This window comes from Prescottella sp. D32 (assembly GCF_037287305.1).
Classification (GTDB): Bacteria; Actinomycetota; Actinomycetes; order Mycobacteriales; family Mycobacteriaceae; genus Prescottella; species Prescottella equi.
On sequence record NZ_JARBSW010000005.1, the window covers coordinates 223,661 to 237,525 of the forward strand.

The window sequence follows — 13,865 nt, forward strand, 5'->3', positions numbered from 1 at the left end:
GCCGACGCCGATCTCTCCCGGGCCCGTAGCCGCCGCCCCAGCGATCAGTCGAGCTTCCGGGCCCCGAGCACCTCGACGAGCATCTCGCCCGCCATCTCCTCGGGGTCGCGTCGGCTCGCCTGATCGACGGGCACCGCGGCCTCCGCCATCATCTCCGCCTCGTCCTCCGGCGTGGTGGGGGGAGGCGGCGCGTCGTAGTCGTAGTCCGCAGGCGGCGGCCCCGGATCGTCCGGGTAGTCCGGAGCCTCGGGCGGCGGGATGTCGTCGTCGCGGGGAGCCGCCGGTCGCTGCGGCGCAGCGGCCGGCGCCCGCCCCTGACTGGGACGCGAGAACTTGGGTGCTGCAGGAGCTTTCGCCTGCGGAGCCGCCTGAGTGGGCGCCTGCTGCACGGGCGCGGAACCGTGCTCGCACGTAACGTCCCATTCGCCGCCGAAAACGTCGTGCATCGCCGCACGGATCACCTCGGTATTGCGCGGTTCGGCGAGCCGCTTGACCAGCGGGACGGAGTCGTGTGCAAGGACCAGCCGATCACCGTCGATGCCGCGCACCGTGGCACCGGACAGCATCACCTCGACGGTGCGGCTCCGTTCCCGCACCTTGGCGCGCACCTCGGACCACACCGCGCGGACTGCGGCAGCATCCGGGCGGCCGGACGCAACCGGCGCCGCCGGAACGGGTTCCGGCTCGACAGCGGCCACAGGCTCCGGTTCCGGGGCGGGCGGGACCGGTGCAGGCGCCGGGGCCTGCCGGACCGGTTCGGGAGCCACCTGTTGCGGCGGCGCCTGGGGCGAGGTCGGCTCCGGCGCTGCCGGCGGCGGCGGAACCTCGACCGCGGGGCGCTCCGCCACCGGTTCGGGCTGTGGTTCCGGCTGCCGCTGTGGTTCCGGCTGCCGCTGTGGTTCCGGCTGAGCGGGCGGGGCAGACTCGGTCTCGCGACGCTGCGAGGGGCGCTGGTAGACGGGCCCGGACGGCGGCGGCTCGGTGGCGGCCGGGCGCGGCGCCGCAGCGGGTGCACCCGCGGGCGCACCGCCGGACGTCGGCGCGATCACGACGCCCTGCTCGATCCGCTCGAGTCGCTGCAGCACAGCCGATTCCGCGTCCGTCGCCGACGGCAGCAGCATCCGAGCACACATCACCTCGAGCAGCAGGCGCGGCGCCGTGGCACCGCGCATCTCGCCGAGACCGTCGTGCACCAGCTCCGCGTACCGGGCCAGGGTGGCGGGGCCGATTCGCTCGGCCTCCTCACGCATGCGGTCCAGCACGTCGCCGGGTGCGTCGACCAACCCGCGTTCGGCGGCGTCCGGGACGGCCCGCATGAGGATCAGGTCGCGCAACCGCTCGAGCAGGTCGACGGCGAAGCGCCGGGGATCGTGCCCGGCGTCCATCACCTTGTCGACAGTCCCGAACAGCGCGGCGCCGTCGTTCGCGGCAAGCGCATCGACGGCCTCGTCGATGAGCGCGACGTCGGTGACGCCGAGCAGTGCCAGCGCCCGCGCGTAGGTGACGCCCTCCTCGCCGGCGCCGGCAAGGAGCTGGTCGAGCACGCTGAGCGAGTCACGCGGCGAGCCGCCACCGGCGCGGATGACGAGCGGGTACACCGCGTCCTCCACCGGGACGTGCTCCTGCGCGCAGATCTTCTCGAGCAGCCCGCGCATGGTCGACGGCGCGAGCAGCCGGAACGGGTAGTGGTGCGTGCGAGACCGGATGGTCGGCAGCACCTTCTCCGGCTCGGTGGTCGCGAAGATGAAGATGAGATGCTCCGGCGGCTCCTCGACGATCTTGAGGAGCGCGTTGAACCCCGCCGTCGTGACCATGTGGGCCTCGTCGACGATGAACACCCGGTACCGCGACTCGGCTGGCGCGTAGAAAGCGCGATCGCGCAGCTCGCGGGTGTCCTCCACACCGCCGTGGCTGGCGGCGTCGAGTTCGATCACGTCGAGGTTGCCGGCGCCGCCCGGGCCGAGCGCGATACACGACGCGCACTCACCGCACGGCGTGGACGTGGGCCCCTGCACGCAGTTGAGCGAGCGCGCCAGGATGCGGGCCGACGACGTCTTGCCGCAGCCGCGCGGGCCCGAGAAGAGATAGGCGTGGTTGATGCGTCCGGCGTCGAGTGCGGTGCTCAGGGGCTCGGTGACGTGCTCCTGACCCACCACCTCCGCGAACGAAGCTGGTCGATATTTCCGGTACAGGGCCACGGCGAAAGACTACCGGCGACCGGCGACAGTCGGTCGCCGGAGTGACGACCCGCGCCGATCCCGGCCGGCGGGCCGCGAGAGATTTCCGAAACACAGAAGCAACACGAGCGTCCCGTCGTCGAAACTGCAGGACGCGATCGTCATTTCTCGCGTGCGGTGACACCCCGCCGGTGAGGAGAAGTTCACATGCTCGAGACGATCGATCCCGCGACGACCGCGTGGCTGCTGATCAGCACCGCGCTGGTTCTGCTGATGACGCCCGGCCTGGCCCTCTTCTACGGCGGCATGGTCCGCTCCAAGGGCGTCCTCAACATGATCATGATGAGTTTCATCTCGATCGCGCTGGTCACGGTGGTGTGGCTGGTCGCCGGCTACAGCCTGGCGTTCGGCGACGACCTCGGCGGCGGACTCATCGGCGGACTCGAACACCTCGGCATGGCCGGCATCACCCCGGACACCGCGCGCTCCGGCGTTCCCGAGTTCCTGTTCGCGACCTTCCAGCTGACGTTCGCAATCCTCACCGCCGCGCTGATCAGCGGCGCAATCGCCGACCGCGCGAAGTTCTCGTCGTGGATGTTCTTCGTGCCGGTGTGGGCACTGCTGGTGTACGTGCCGGTCGCGCACTGGGTGTGGGGGCCGGACGGCTGGATCTCGAAGCTCGGTGTGCTCGACTACGCGGGCGGCCTGGTCGTCGAGATCGTCTCCGGCGCGTCCGCCCTGGCCCTGGCACTGGTGCTCGGCCCGCGGATCGGGTTCCGCAACGAGCCGATGCGCCCGCACAACCTGCCGATGGTGCTGCTCGGTGTCGGGCTGCTGTGGTTCGGCTGGTTCGGGTTCAATGCCGGCTCCGCGATGGCCGCCGACGGCACCGCCGCCGCGGTGTTCCTCAACACCCTGGTCGCCGGCTGCACCGGCCTGCTCGGCTGGCTGTTCGTCGAGCAGAAGCGCGACGGCCACCCCACCACGTTCGGCGCCGCGTCGGGCGTCGTCGCCGGTCTCGTCGCGATCACCCCGTCGTGCGGGTGGGTCGGCATGGTCGGCGCCGCCGTCATCGGTGTCGTCGCCGGTGCCGTCTGCTCGTTCGCGGTGGGCTGGAAGTTCCGCTTCGGCTACGACGACTCGCTCGACGTCGTGGGCGTGCACCTGGTCGGCGGCGTCGTCGGCACCGTGCTCATCGGACTGCTGGCGTCGGAGGTCATGACCGGCGGCGTCGAGGGCCTCTTCTACGGCGGCGGATTCGCCCAGCTCGGCAAGCAGGTGCTCGCGGTCGCCGTCGTCGGCCTCTACGCGTTCGGGGTCACGTACGGCCTCGGCAAGCTGATCGACCGGGTCGTCGGATTCCGTGTCAGCGCCGACCAGGAGACGTCCGGCATCGACCTCGCGCTGCACGCCGAGTCGGCCTACGAGCACGCGGTCCTCGCCCACGGCGCGCCCACCGGGCTGTTCGGGCGCGAGCACGAGCGGCCGCGGCCGGAGCCGGAGTCCGACGCAGTCTGACGAACTTCGGAGAAGCCTGAACGAATTTGACCCTGCACTGTTCCCGCTGAACGTATCTATCCCGAGCGGACCGAGGCACACGCGGATCAGGCCGAGTCCAGTGCGCGCCTCGGCAGGCAGTCAGGGGCTCCCGCGAGCGAACCTCGACATGTGACGGTATCCCACACCTGCTTACGCAAGGTGCCTGATCGAACACACTCAGCGATCTCTCAGCCCGAAAAGGCTATTGTGGACTCAGGCGGCCTGCTCACCATTACCGCACCAATCGATTTCTCCGAACGGAGTTCTTCATTCTCTCCAGAACCCGGCCGAGCTCGACGCAGCCGCTCGCCGCTGGTTCGATGATCGAATGACTGCGCCCAATTCTTTTGTGCAGCAACTACTTCTAACGAAAATTCGCCGAGAACAAGGACTCGCTACCTCGCTGCGAGCGCTTCCACCCGACGCCCTACGCATCGGCGCCATGTTGTGACGTAGGAGCGCGCCGCAGCCGAGGCGCGGTGTCTCGTATCCCTGCGCCTGGTGAACTGCGTCGCCAGTTGACGCCGGCGAACCTATCCAGTCCAACGGAGGACCCCTGGTGGCCATCACCGACATAAACGAGTTCGCTCATCTCACCGCCGACGACATCGACGCCCTCGGGCGGGAACTGGACGAGATTCGGCGCGACGTCGAGGAGTCTCGTGGCACTCGCGATGCCCGCTACATTCGGCGAGTCATCGGCCTCCAGCGGGCCCTCGAATTGGGCGCGAGGGCGGTGTTGTTCGGCAGCCGCCGCCGGCCGGCGTGGGCGGTCGGGACCGCAATGCTCTCACTGGCGAAGATCATCGAGAACATGGAGCTCGGGCACAATGTGATGCACGGGCAATGGGACTGGATGAACGATCCCGAGATCCACTCCACCACATGGGAATGGGATCAGACCGGGCCGTCGGAGCACTGGAAGCGTGCGCACAACTACGCCCACCACACCTTCACCAACATCGTCGGTATGGACGACGACGTCGGATTCGGGATCTTGCGGATGACCCGCGACGAGGAATGGCGTCCGATCAACCTACTGCAGCCGATTGCGAACGTGATCCTCGCCGCCACCTTCGAGTGGGGCATCGCCCTGCACGACCTCGAAGCGCAGCAAAAGCGTGAGGGCGTCGACCCCATGCAGTGGAACTCGGCGCCCAACAAACAGTTCGCGGTCAAGATCGTCCGACAGGTCGGCAAGGATTTCGTGCTGTTTCCGGCCCTCACGGGCCGGGCGTGGAGGCACACGCTGACCGCGAACGCGACCGCGAATCTCGTGCGGAATCTGTGGGCGTACGCGGTGATCTTCTGCGGGCACTTCCCGGACGGCGCAGAGAAGTTCACCGCCGAGCAGTTCGAGACCGAGACACGCGGGCAGTGGTATCTGCGCCAGATGCTCGGCAGTGCCAACATCGACGGCGGCCCGATCATGGGATTCCTCACCGGCAATCTCAGCTACCAGATCGAGCACCACCTGTTCCCGGACCTGCCGTCGAACCGGTACTCCGAGATCGCCGAGCGGGTGCGGGCGCTGTGCACCCGATACGACCTGCCATATACGACGGGACCCTTGACCAGGCAATACCTGCTGACGCTGCGGACGATCCACAAGCTGGCGTTGCCAGACCGCTTCCTCGAGCGCACCTCCGACGACGCGCCCGAGACCTCGTCGGAACGCAAATTCCACACGAATGGTTCGCGAATCGCGGGGGCGCTGCGAATCGACGCCACCACCGGGCGCCGGCGCGGACTGCTCTCGGCGCTGCGTGCGCAGGCGGAGGCCCGCGTCGAAGCGCGCAGGTTCATGCGCGGAAGGCGAAGGAAGCCGGCCGGGCTGCCGATGCCTCGGGCGAGCCGTACAGTGGGGACGGTGCCCGGGGCCCCTTCTCTGCCCCGACGATCTCTTCGCACCCAGGCCACCACTGGGTGACCGAATACCCGAGTCCGCCGCGCCACATCAGACGTCGCGGGTACGGACCAACGACACTTTCGCGGCGCGGCATCCCGACCGACCTGGAATCGGTCCCTCCGCGCTGTACCGACAGACAGAAGGACACTTTGTGAACAGCACGCATGATTCGGTCAACGGACGACTCTTCTACGACCCGTGGGACACAGCAGACGGCGATTGCGGGATCAACCGCACTGCGGCCGAAGCACTCACCGACCGCATCCCTGCCGCTTCTCTCCCCATGCCGAGAAGCAGCGAGGAGATAAGTCGCGAACTCTTCAGCACTCGATAGTCCACTGCGACAACGTTTCCGAGGCTCCCGAACGCGTCCCCACGTTGGATCGCGGGTTCGGGTGCGGGACTTTCCATCGGATCTGTGGTTGACTGTGCTTGGTCGTAGTCTTTGTTCGCGTTTACCGCGCTCGCAAATTCTCTGTTGCGTGCGGTTGGATCTCCTGTCCTGGAAAATCTTCTCGTCATGCGATATCGGCCGGACTCTGCCCCTTTTCGGCAGAGCCGTACAGCAGGAGAAAAGGAAATACACATGGCAGAAGGCACCGTGAAGTGGTTCAACTCGGAGAAGGGGTTCGGCTTCATCGCACCTTCGGACGGTTCCGCTGACCTTTTCGTTCACTACTCGGAGATCCAGAGCGGCGGGTTCCGCAGCCTCGAAGAGAACCAGCACGTGCGGTTCGAGATCGGCCAGGGCGCCAAGGGCCCCCAGGCGACCGGTATCACCGTCATCTGATCCATCCCCGCTCGTCCCCCTCGCGGGGATGTGAGGCCACGTCGGGGCTCGCCCCTCCTATGCAAGGGGGCGAGCCCCGACGTGTTTCGTACACACGCCGGGTCACCATCCCGACGCGGACCCGTTCGGCGCGGAGCTACTGCTTATGGGTGAACGACCCCGTGCAAGTTCTCCGCAGCACGCGCCACCCTGGTCAGCTCTGCCCGCGCGGACTTCATCGCAGCGGTGTGACTGAGTGGGACCGCCCGCACTGCATCATCCCCGACCGGTCGGTGGTGCCCCGTCCTGGTCACCCTCGCCCGCTCGTCCTCCACCCGCTGCCGATCCGCATACACGCGGCGCCAGAAGGCCGCATCGAGGGTGAGGGACATGGGTTCCATTCTGCCACTGCGCGGTTGACCGAAGCGAACTGGAGCAGCAATGTGTGCGACTTCGTGCCCCGCGGAACAACCGCGGACGCCGATGAGGGTGACGAGCTTCGCGTCGGGTTGCCCCTCGGCGACCCGGACGACATCGCACTCGAGTTCTTCGCACCGCCCGGCTGACGCGGCCGCTGCTCACACGCGGCGCTTCTCCCCGTACTGCGTCGCGATCGCCATCTCGATCACGGCCTGTAGGTCGTCGGGCGTGAGCGCGCGGGGCCGGCGCACCGCCGCGGCGCGGAGGTAGACCTCGCACAGCCACTCCAGCAGCACGATTCGGTCGAGCGCTTCGGTCGGCGACTGGCCCACCGCCACGGAGCCGTGGTGCGCCAGGATCGCCGCGTTGTGGTGCGCCAGCGCCTCGACCGTCGACGTGGCGAGTTGCTCACTCCCGAACGCCGCGAACGGGACCACGGGGATGGCGCCCCCGAGCAGCAGCTGCTGATAGTGCACCGGGGGCAGCTCGTCGGTCACCAACGACAGCGCAACGGTCGACGTCGAGTGCGCATGCACCACACTGCTATTCGAGGTCGATCGGTAGATGCCAAGGTGCATTTCGAGTTCGGTGGTCGGGCGCAACCCGCCCTCGATCACGTGGCCGTCCAGGTGCACGACGGTGACGTCGTCGACGGTCGCGTCGATCAGGTGCACCCCACTCGCAGTGACCGCGACCGCGTCGCCGTCGCGGATACTGACGTTGCCGGCGCTCCCGAGCACCAGTCCGCGCGCCGCGACCTGCCGGGCGGTGTCGGCGACCGACGCGCGCAGCTCGGTGAACGCACCGGGGCTCGTCATCCGAGATCCTCGGCCGGGCGCCGTGCCGCGATGAAGGCGCGCACCGTGTCCGCGTCGTACGTCCCGTAGGCGCTGCCGAGCCCCTGCGCGGTGTGCGCGGCAGTGGCGTTACCGAACTCGGCGGCGCCGACGACGTCGAGTCCGAGGGAGATGCCCCGCAGGAACCCGGCCGAGAACGCGTCACCGCACCCGCTGGTGTCGACGACGTCGACCGGGAACGCCGGCACCTCGGTGATGCCGTCCGCGGTGGCGACCACCGTCGGCTCCGCTCCTGCCGTGGCGACGACGCACCGGGCGCCCAGTTCCAGCAGGCGTTCGCAGCCCTCACGCAACGACGACGCCTCGGTCCAGCCGATCACCTGCTCGTCGTTGGGCAGCAGGTAGTCGATGTGCGGCAACGCCGCTCGGATGTAGTCGAGGACCCCGGGCAGGCCCTGTGCCAGGCTGTCCGCCGAGGTGATCGCACCGTGCTCGTGTGCTCGCTCGAGGATCTGCGCACCGAGGTCGCCGCCGTAGAACTCCACCGCCCCCAGGTGCACGAAGTCGGCACCCGTCAGCTCCTCCCACGGAACATGCTCGCCGAGGAACTGATTCGCGCCCACTACGTGCAGTGCGGGACGTGAGCCGTCCGGGCGGATGGGGAGTACCGAGGCCGACGTCTGCGCACCGGTGATCCGGTGCAGCAGTGAGGTATCGATGCCCTCGCGTTCGAGGAGCATGGTGAGCATCTCGCCCACCACGTCGTCGCCGATTGCCCCGGCGGCGCGCACCTGCACTCCCAGACGTGACAGGACGAGGCCCGTCCCACCCGCCGTTCCGGCCGGCGAGATCGCGATCTGTTCGACGAGGGCACCGCCCTGGCCCTCGGGAATGCTCTCCACCGGCCGGACCAGTGTGTCGAGCACATGCACGCCCAACATCATCGCCCGCACGGAATCTGCCGCATTCGTTGTCGTCACCGGACTTCGTTCCCTTCCCGGAGTTCCTGCTGTGTCGGACGTTCGGAGAGGATCACCGTCTCGAGTGCGCGCATCGATTCGTCGAACGCGGCGGCCATCGAGGAGCGGAGGATCTTGTGGACGAGGGCGCCGAGCGGGGCCGGCCCGAGCGTGAAGTGGAATTCATAGGTCATCGAGGTGGCGGCGTCGCCGACCGGCGCGAACCGGAAGATGTTGACGACGTCGCGCAGCGGCGCAAGGCCCACACCGGAATCGATTCGCAGCGTCTTCGGTTCGAGGGTGCGAACGGTCCACTCGGCGCGCGACGTCAGCGGACCCACCGACGTGACCCGTTCACGATACGACTTGCCGACGGTCGCGGGACCGTGGTGGGCGGTCACCTCCCGGACACTCACCACCCAGTCGCCGTAGCGCCCGGTGTCCGACGTCAGCTCCCACACCTCGTCGAGCGTGGCGGCGAGTACGCGCTGCGCGCTGATCACGAAGCGATTGGGCATGATCACATCTTCCCTTCGGCCGCAATGACTTCGGCTGCAGATGATTCACCGGAACGGACGGCACCGTCGAGGTACCCGTTCCAGTACGGCGAGTGCTCCGCACCGGCCCAGTGCACTCGCTGGAAAGGCACGTCCCGCCACATCCCCAGTTCGGTGACCACGCCGGGCGCGAGCACCGACGTCGGGCCGCCGCGCGTCCACTCTTCCTTGGTCCAGTCCTGTTCGATCCACTCGACGGGTGTGAGCGCCTGCTTCCCGACGACCGTGGCGAAGGCCCGGAGCACCGCTCCTCGGCGCTGACCGGCCGGGAGCGACACCCATCGCCGCCACTGGGCGCCGCCGACGAAGCCCATCAGAATGCCGGGGCCGCCGTCCGGTGGGGAGTTGTCGAACATCGAGCACACCGGCGAGGTGGGATCCCGGAAGACCCCTTGACCCGACAGTCCGTCCTTGCGCCAGAACGGTTCCGGATAGACGGCCTCGATCTTGCAGAGCGTGCCGAGTGCCATGCGTGAGAAGAGTGCGTCCTGCTGGGCCGGGAGCAGCGGATCCCAGGCGATTCGGCTGGCCAGCACGGGAGGCACAGCGACGACCACCCGGCTCGCGGACCATTCACGGTTGTCGCTGAACACCCGCACGCCACGTCCGTCCTGCTCGACCCTCCGCACCGGCTCGCCGAGCGTCACCGCATCCCCGAGCTCGTCGGCGAGCCGCAGCGAGAGCATCTGGGCACCGCCGTGGAACCGCGAATCCTGCGCTGCCCCAAGCACTCCGATCATCCGCTCAACGGTACCGGCGGTGTATTCGTTGCCCGCACCGGCGACGTACCACAGGCCGAACAGCGCGGACGCGTCGGTGGCGGACCCACCGAACGCCGAACCCAGCAGGACGTTGAGCAGGTCCAGTCCGCCGTCGGTGACCGCGCCGCGCCGGATCCAACTCGTCAGCGACTGCGAGTCGAGAGAGCGTGCCCCACGCGCGTTCCACGGCTCGTCGACCGGGATCGACCTGGCGGCCCGGTTCACCCGGAGGATCAGCGCACCCACGTCGGCCAGCGCGGCGGGGTCCGGCGGAACGTCACCGGTGAACGTCCGGGCCGTGCCGTTCTTGACGTAGGTACTGAGCCCCTGATCGAAGGTCGAGAAGGTCTCGACCCCCAGCTCCTTGGCCAGTGCCAGGACCCGGTCCTGGGTCGGGCCCACGAACTGGCCACCGGAGTCGACGATCCGGCCGTCGCCCAGGTCGTGATTGAGCGTGCGTCCACCGACCCGGTCACGCGCCTCGACGACCTGCACGGCCAGTCCGGCGTCCACGAGTCGACGGGCTGCCGTCAGCCCCGCCAATCCGGCACCGACCACGATCACATCGGTTGTCGATGCCACGGTCACCTCCCCCACTCCTCGACTGCGAACAACTCTCGGCTCCGTCCGCGCCGGCCGTCGAACCGATCCGACGGCCGCACCGACCGACGGTCGCGTGGAGACACGTTAGGCAAAGTTTGGCCAAATGGCCAGACTTTGCTCGATCAGTATTCTCGTCCCATGAACCCCTCACGTCGCTCGCACTACGCACGCGGACGCGAACGACGCACGGAGCTCGTCGCCGCGGCAATTGCGGTGATCGCCGAGAAGGGGCTCGAGCGCGTCACATTCCGAGCGGTCGCCGACCGGGCCGGGTTCCCCGCCTCCACCACCAGCTACTTCTTCGACTCGGTCCCCGACGTGATCGACGCGGCCATCACGCAGATCGCGGACGCGGTCACCGACAAGGTGGCCACGCTGCTCACCGCGGCTCGGTCCGAGACGGTCGGCCGGGACGAACTGGCCGAGGCCCTGGTGGAACTCGTCACGGGGCAGGACAACGACGATTCCGTCGCACAGTTCGAGGCATATCTCGCGGCGCGACGGCGACCCGAACTCGCGGAGGCGGTCCATCGCATCATGGGCGCAATCGAAGAGGCCACCGAACGCGCCCTGGAGATGTTCGGGGTGGAGAACCCCGCGCTACCCGCACGCCAGTTCGTGGCCCTGATAGACGGTTTCACGCTGCACGAGATCGCCCGGCCGGGCGATCCGGTGAGCCGCGTCGCCCTGCGGGACTCGATGATTCGGCTGCTCGAGTCCCATCTGTCGAGCCCGGCGACGTCCCACTGAACCACCGACACGACGGCTCGACCGGGCGACCACCTACGTCGCGCAAGGGTTCAGGAGGCGCCGACGTGGGCGGTCCAGATCGCACCCGCTGTCGGCAGCGCGCCCTTCGGTATCCGACGGTCCGGACGCCACAGACCCGACGCCTGCAGGGAGTCCTCGTGCCGGAGGTCGACCCGTTCGGCGTCGATCAGGAGCGCCAGTTCGGGAAGCGCGCCGCCGCCCTGCACCCGTGCGCGCACGGCGGGGTCGGTGGTCACGTGGGCTGTACCGCGCACCTCGAGGACGCGGTCGTCTCCCGGGACGAGGGCGAGTAGCGACACGGCGGGATTGGCGAGGAGGTTTCGGAAGGTGTCGGTGCGCCGGTTCCCGGGTCGGTCCGGCAACGCGATCCGGTGGGAGTCCAGAGGCACGAGGAAGCCGCGGTCGTCGCCCTTGGGGCTGACGTCGCCGTGACCACCGGCGTCGGTGCTCGACAGCGTCAGGAACGAAGTCGCTCCCAGGAACGCCAGCACATGCGGGTCATCGAACCCGCTGTCCTCCATGGTGATCGGAGCAAGCTCGGACGGCTGGTGGTCGCGCCACAGTTTCGAGCGGGTGACGCACCTCGCGCAGTGGAGGAACACCTCCTCGACGTCGAGGACTACCGACTCGCCGTCGCGCCGCACCCGCCCGTTCACTCGCAGCGTCTCGCCGTACCCGGGTACCAGCGCCACCAGCCCTGCGGGCGCGCCGTCTTCGACGTCCGGCGGCACGACGCCTCCGGCCACGTCGACGCGCAGCGCCATCGCATGCTCCGCCGTCAGGGTCCCGGGATCGCCGCCGACGACCACCGAATGCTGTGCGCCCGAACGTCCCTGCACTCCCAGTACGGCGAACGGCGCGAACGACAGGAAGGCGACACAGTGCTCGTCGAGCACCGAGATCGACTTCTCGAGGGTGAGCGGCGGCTGCTCGCCGTAGATCGCCTCCAGCTCGGCAACTGTCGAGATCGCGGACACGGGACTCCCCTAGCCGACAGTGGGAACGGAGGTCGCCGGATCGTCGTCGGACGCGGCGGCCAGCGCCGGAACGGTGGCGTCGATCAGGTACGGCAAGCTCAGCGGGCTCGCGAACCCGAGCGCGGCGGGCACGTCCGTGCCGAACTCGCCGAGGTAGACGGTACGGTCCTCCTTCACGACACCGAGCTGCGCGAACACCGGGTTCGACGCGAGCTGTTCCTTGGTGGCGCCGAGGACGATCAGGTTGTCCTGGTCGAGCAAGGCCAGCTGTTCGGCGCTGATCGAACCGGTCTGCGCAGGCGTCGAGAATCCGAGGTTGGTGAAGAAGTCGCCACGCGGATCGCCGGCCTCGAAGATGTAGAAATCGCCGTCCATGTACATCGCGACCGCGGCGGTGCGGCCCTGGAACCGCGGGTTCGACGTCTTCGCGTCTGCGAAGTCCGACTCGACGGACTGCTGCAGTTCGCGCGCCTCGGTCTCCTTGCCGAGCGCCCGGCCGATCGTGGCGAGCTGATCCTGCCACGAGCCGGAGCCACCGCTCGCCCCCTTCAGGTCCCCGATCGTCGGGGCGAGCGCCGCCAGGGTGTCGTAGCCCGACTTCTCCGTCAGCGAGTACGTGCCGACGATGAGATCCGGATTCGCCTCCGCGATCTTCTCGTACTGCAGATCCATCTCGCCGACCTCGGGGATGTCGCGGGCATAGCCCGCCGCCCACGGCCGATCCTTGTAGGCGTACCCGGAGTAGGCGCGGGTCGCCACAGGCGTCTCACCGAGCGCCAGCACGAAATCGAGATCGTTGAATCCGACCGTGACGATGCGTGAGGGCGCCTCCTCCACGGTCGTGGAGCCGTACGCGTGCTCGATGGTCACCGGGAACGCCCCGTCCCCCGAGGACGCGGCACCGTCATCGGTCGCGGCGTCGGAACTGCACGCGACCAGAGAGAACGTCCCGGCCAGGGCGACGAGGGAGAGCGCGAGCGAACGCCGACGAGCAGTCACAGCAAAGACCTTCCCAAGAGGTTAACTGACGCTAACCTAACTCGAGGGTGTCGGCCGGACCAACACCGCCCCGGTCGGAGCCCTGCGGCGATAGGCTTGGCGGCGTCAGCGATTCCCGAGGAAGGGGTCTCTCGTGGCACCGTTCCCAGCCCTCACCCACATCGCCGTCACCGTGTCCGACATGGCCGTCAGCACCGAGTGGTACACCCGTCTGTTCGGGGCGCCGCCGGTACTCGACGAGGACGAGGAATCCGGCGCCTTTCATCACGCCGTGTTCGCGCTCGGCGGCGGGACGATGTTCGGCCTGCACACCCACACCGGGTCGAACCCGGACACCGCTTTCGATGAACGGAACATCGGTCTCGATCACGTCGCCTTCACTTGCACCACAAAAGACCTCGACTTCTGGAAGTCCCGCCTCGACGAACTCGGCATCGCCCACGGCGGCATCCGGACCGCCGCCTACGGCTCGGGCCTGTCCTTTCGCGATCCCGACAACATCGCGCTCGAGTTCTTCGCACCACCCGGCTGAACCCGACTGCTTCCGAGTCGAATTGCGCGTGCCCGGGTCTCGGACGCCACCTTCCGTGATTGATGAGATTCAGGAGGTTCATGAGAGCATCGAGG

General features: G+C 68.4%; 13 protein-coding genes. 6 read left to right on the forward strand and 7 right to left on the reverse strand.

All coding sequences use genetic code 11. From position 1 onward, the window contains the following. Positions 1-44: 44 nt before the first annotated feature. Positions 45-2,198 (reverse strand): DNA polymerase III subunit gamma and tau, encoded by a 2,154-nt coding sequence (locus PSS76_RS20270; protein WP_064076894.1) that lies wholly within the window; start codon positions 2,196-2,198, stop codon positions 45-47. Positions 2,199-2,384: 186 nt separating this feature from the next. Here PSS76_RS20270 and PSS76_RS20275 point away from each other — a divergent pair, with 186 nt between their 5' ends. The 4 genes from PSS76_RS20275 (at position 2,385) to PSS76_RS20290 (ending at position 6,960) form a co-directional block, all read left to right on the forward strand. Then, positions 2,385-3,695 carry an ammonium transporter gene (locus tag PSS76_RS20275; protein WP_064079488.1) on the forward strand — a complete coding sequence of 437 codons (1,311 nt, stop codon included), beginning with the start codon at positions 2,385-2,387 and terminating at the stop codon, positions 3,693-3,695. A 580-nt stretch (positions 3,696-4,275) separates the two neighbouring features. Beyond that, on the forward strand, positions 4,276-5,646 hold the full coding sequence (locus PSS76_RS20280) for a fatty acid desaturase family protein (RefSeq protein ID WP_337456577.1): 1,371 nt from the start codon (positions 4,276-4,278) through the stop codon (positions 5,644-5,646). A 565-nt stretch (positions 5,647-6,211) separates the two neighbouring features. Then, a complete protein-coding gene (locus PSS76_RS20285) occupies positions 6,212-6,415 on the forward strand; it encodes a cold-shock protein (protein WP_005516111.1) in 204 nt (67 codons plus the stop codon). A 395-nt stretch (positions 6,416-6,810) separates the two neighbouring features. Continuing rightward, the gene (locus PSS76_RS20290) at positions 6,811-6,960 is read left to right on the forward strand and encodes a hypothetical protein (protein ID WP_175282009.1); all 150 of its coding nucleotides are present in this window, start codon (positions 6,811-6,813) and stop codon (positions 6,958-6,960) included. Positions 6,961-6,972: 12 nt separating this feature from the next. On the opposite strand, the gene PSS76_RS20295 is transcribed toward PSS76_RS20290, so the two are convergent. From PSS76_RS20295 to PSS76_RS20310, 4 genes are read right to left on the reverse strand one after another with little or no spacing between them, the layout of a single operon-like run. Then, on the reverse strand, positions 6,973-7,632 hold the full coding sequence (locus tag PSS76_RS20295) for a class II aldolase/adducin family protein (RefSeq protein WP_064079489.1): 660 nt from the start codon (positions 7,630-7,632) through the stop codon (positions 6,973-6,975). Next, on the reverse strand, positions 7,629-8,555 hold the full coding sequence (locus PSS76_RS20300) for a carbohydrate kinase family protein (RefSeq protein ID WP_337456602.1): 927 nt from the start codon (positions 8,553-8,555) through the stop codon (positions 7,629-7,631). The genes PSS76_RS20295 and PSS76_RS20300 overlap by 4 nt, the downstream gene beginning before the upstream one ends. 32 nt (positions 8,556-8,587) lie before the next feature. Then, the gene (locus PSS76_RS20305; RefSeq protein WP_044990352.1) at positions 8,588-9,088 is read right to left on the reverse strand and encodes an SRPBCC family protein; all 501 of its coding nucleotides are present in this window, start codon (positions 9,086-9,088) and stop codon (positions 8,588-8,590) included. Between the two features lie 2 nt (positions 9,089-9,090). After that, a complete protein-coding gene (locus PSS76_RS20310) occupies positions 9,091-10,470 on the reverse strand; it encodes a flavin monoamine oxidase family protein (protein WP_237171048.1) in 1,380 nt (459 codons plus the stop codon). A gap of 159 nt (positions 10,471-10,629) precedes the next feature. Here PSS76_RS20310 and PSS76_RS20315 point away from each other — a divergent pair, with 159 nt between their 5' ends. Then, positions 10,630-11,241 (forward strand): TetR/AcrR family transcriptional regulator, encoded by a 612-nt coding sequence (locus tag PSS76_RS20315; protein WP_084968802.1) that lies wholly within the window; start codon positions 10,630-10,632, stop codon positions 11,239-11,241. A 50-nt stretch (positions 11,242-11,291) separates the two neighbouring features. On the opposite strand, the gene PSS76_RS20320 is transcribed toward PSS76_RS20315, so the two are convergent. Both PSS76_RS20320 and PSS76_RS20325 read right to left on the reverse strand, forming a co-directional pair. Then, entirely contained in the window at positions 11,292-12,239 is a 948-nt protein-coding gene (locus PSS76_RS20320) for a pyridoxamine 5'-phosphate oxidase family protein (protein WP_205317421.1), read from the reverse strand. A 9-nt stretch (positions 12,240-12,248) separates the two neighbouring features. Next, positions 12,249-13,238 carry an iron-siderophore ABC transporter substrate-binding protein gene (locus PSS76_RS20325; protein WP_064079492.1) on the reverse strand — a complete coding sequence of 330 codons (990 nt, stop codon included), beginning with the start codon at positions 13,236-13,238 and terminating at the stop codon, positions 12,249-12,251. Between the two features lie 133 nt (positions 13,239-13,371). Here PSS76_RS20325 and PSS76_RS20330 point away from each other — a divergent pair, with 133 nt between their 5' ends. Next, on the forward strand, positions 13,372-13,770 hold the full coding sequence (locus tag PSS76_RS20330; protein ID WP_337456578.1) for a VOC family protein: 399 nt from the start codon (positions 13,372-13,374) through the stop codon (positions 13,768-13,770). The last annotated feature ends 95 nt before the right edge of the window (positions 13,771-13,865 follow it).

Excerpts from the sequence above, each read along its gene's own strand:
- PSS76_RS20275 (WP_064079488.1), top strand. The coding sequence starts at position 2,385 with ATGCTCGAGACGATCGATCCCGCGACGACCGCGTGGCTGCTGATCAGC.
- PSS76_RS20285 (WP_005516111.1), top strand. The coding sequence starts at position 6,212 with ATGGCAGAAGGCACCGTGAAGTGGTTCAACTCGGAGAAGGGGTTCGGC.
- PSS76_RS20295 (WP_064079489.1), bottom strand. The coding sequence starts at position 7,632 with ATGACGAGCCCCGGTGCGTTCACCGAGCTGCGCGCGTCGGTCGCCGAC.
- PSS76_RS20300 (WP_337456602.1), bottom strand. The coding sequence starts at position 8,555 with ATGATGTTGGGCGTGCATGTGCTCGACACACTGGTCCGGCCGGTGGAG.
- PSS76_RS20305 (WP_044990352.1), bottom strand. The coding sequence starts at position 9,088 with ATGCCCAATCGCTTCGTGATCAGCGCGCAGCGCGTACTCGCCGCCACG.
- PSS76_RS20315 (WP_084968802.1), top strand. The coding sequence starts at position 10,630 with ATGAACCCCTCACGTCGCTCGCACTACGCACGCGGACGCGAACGACGC.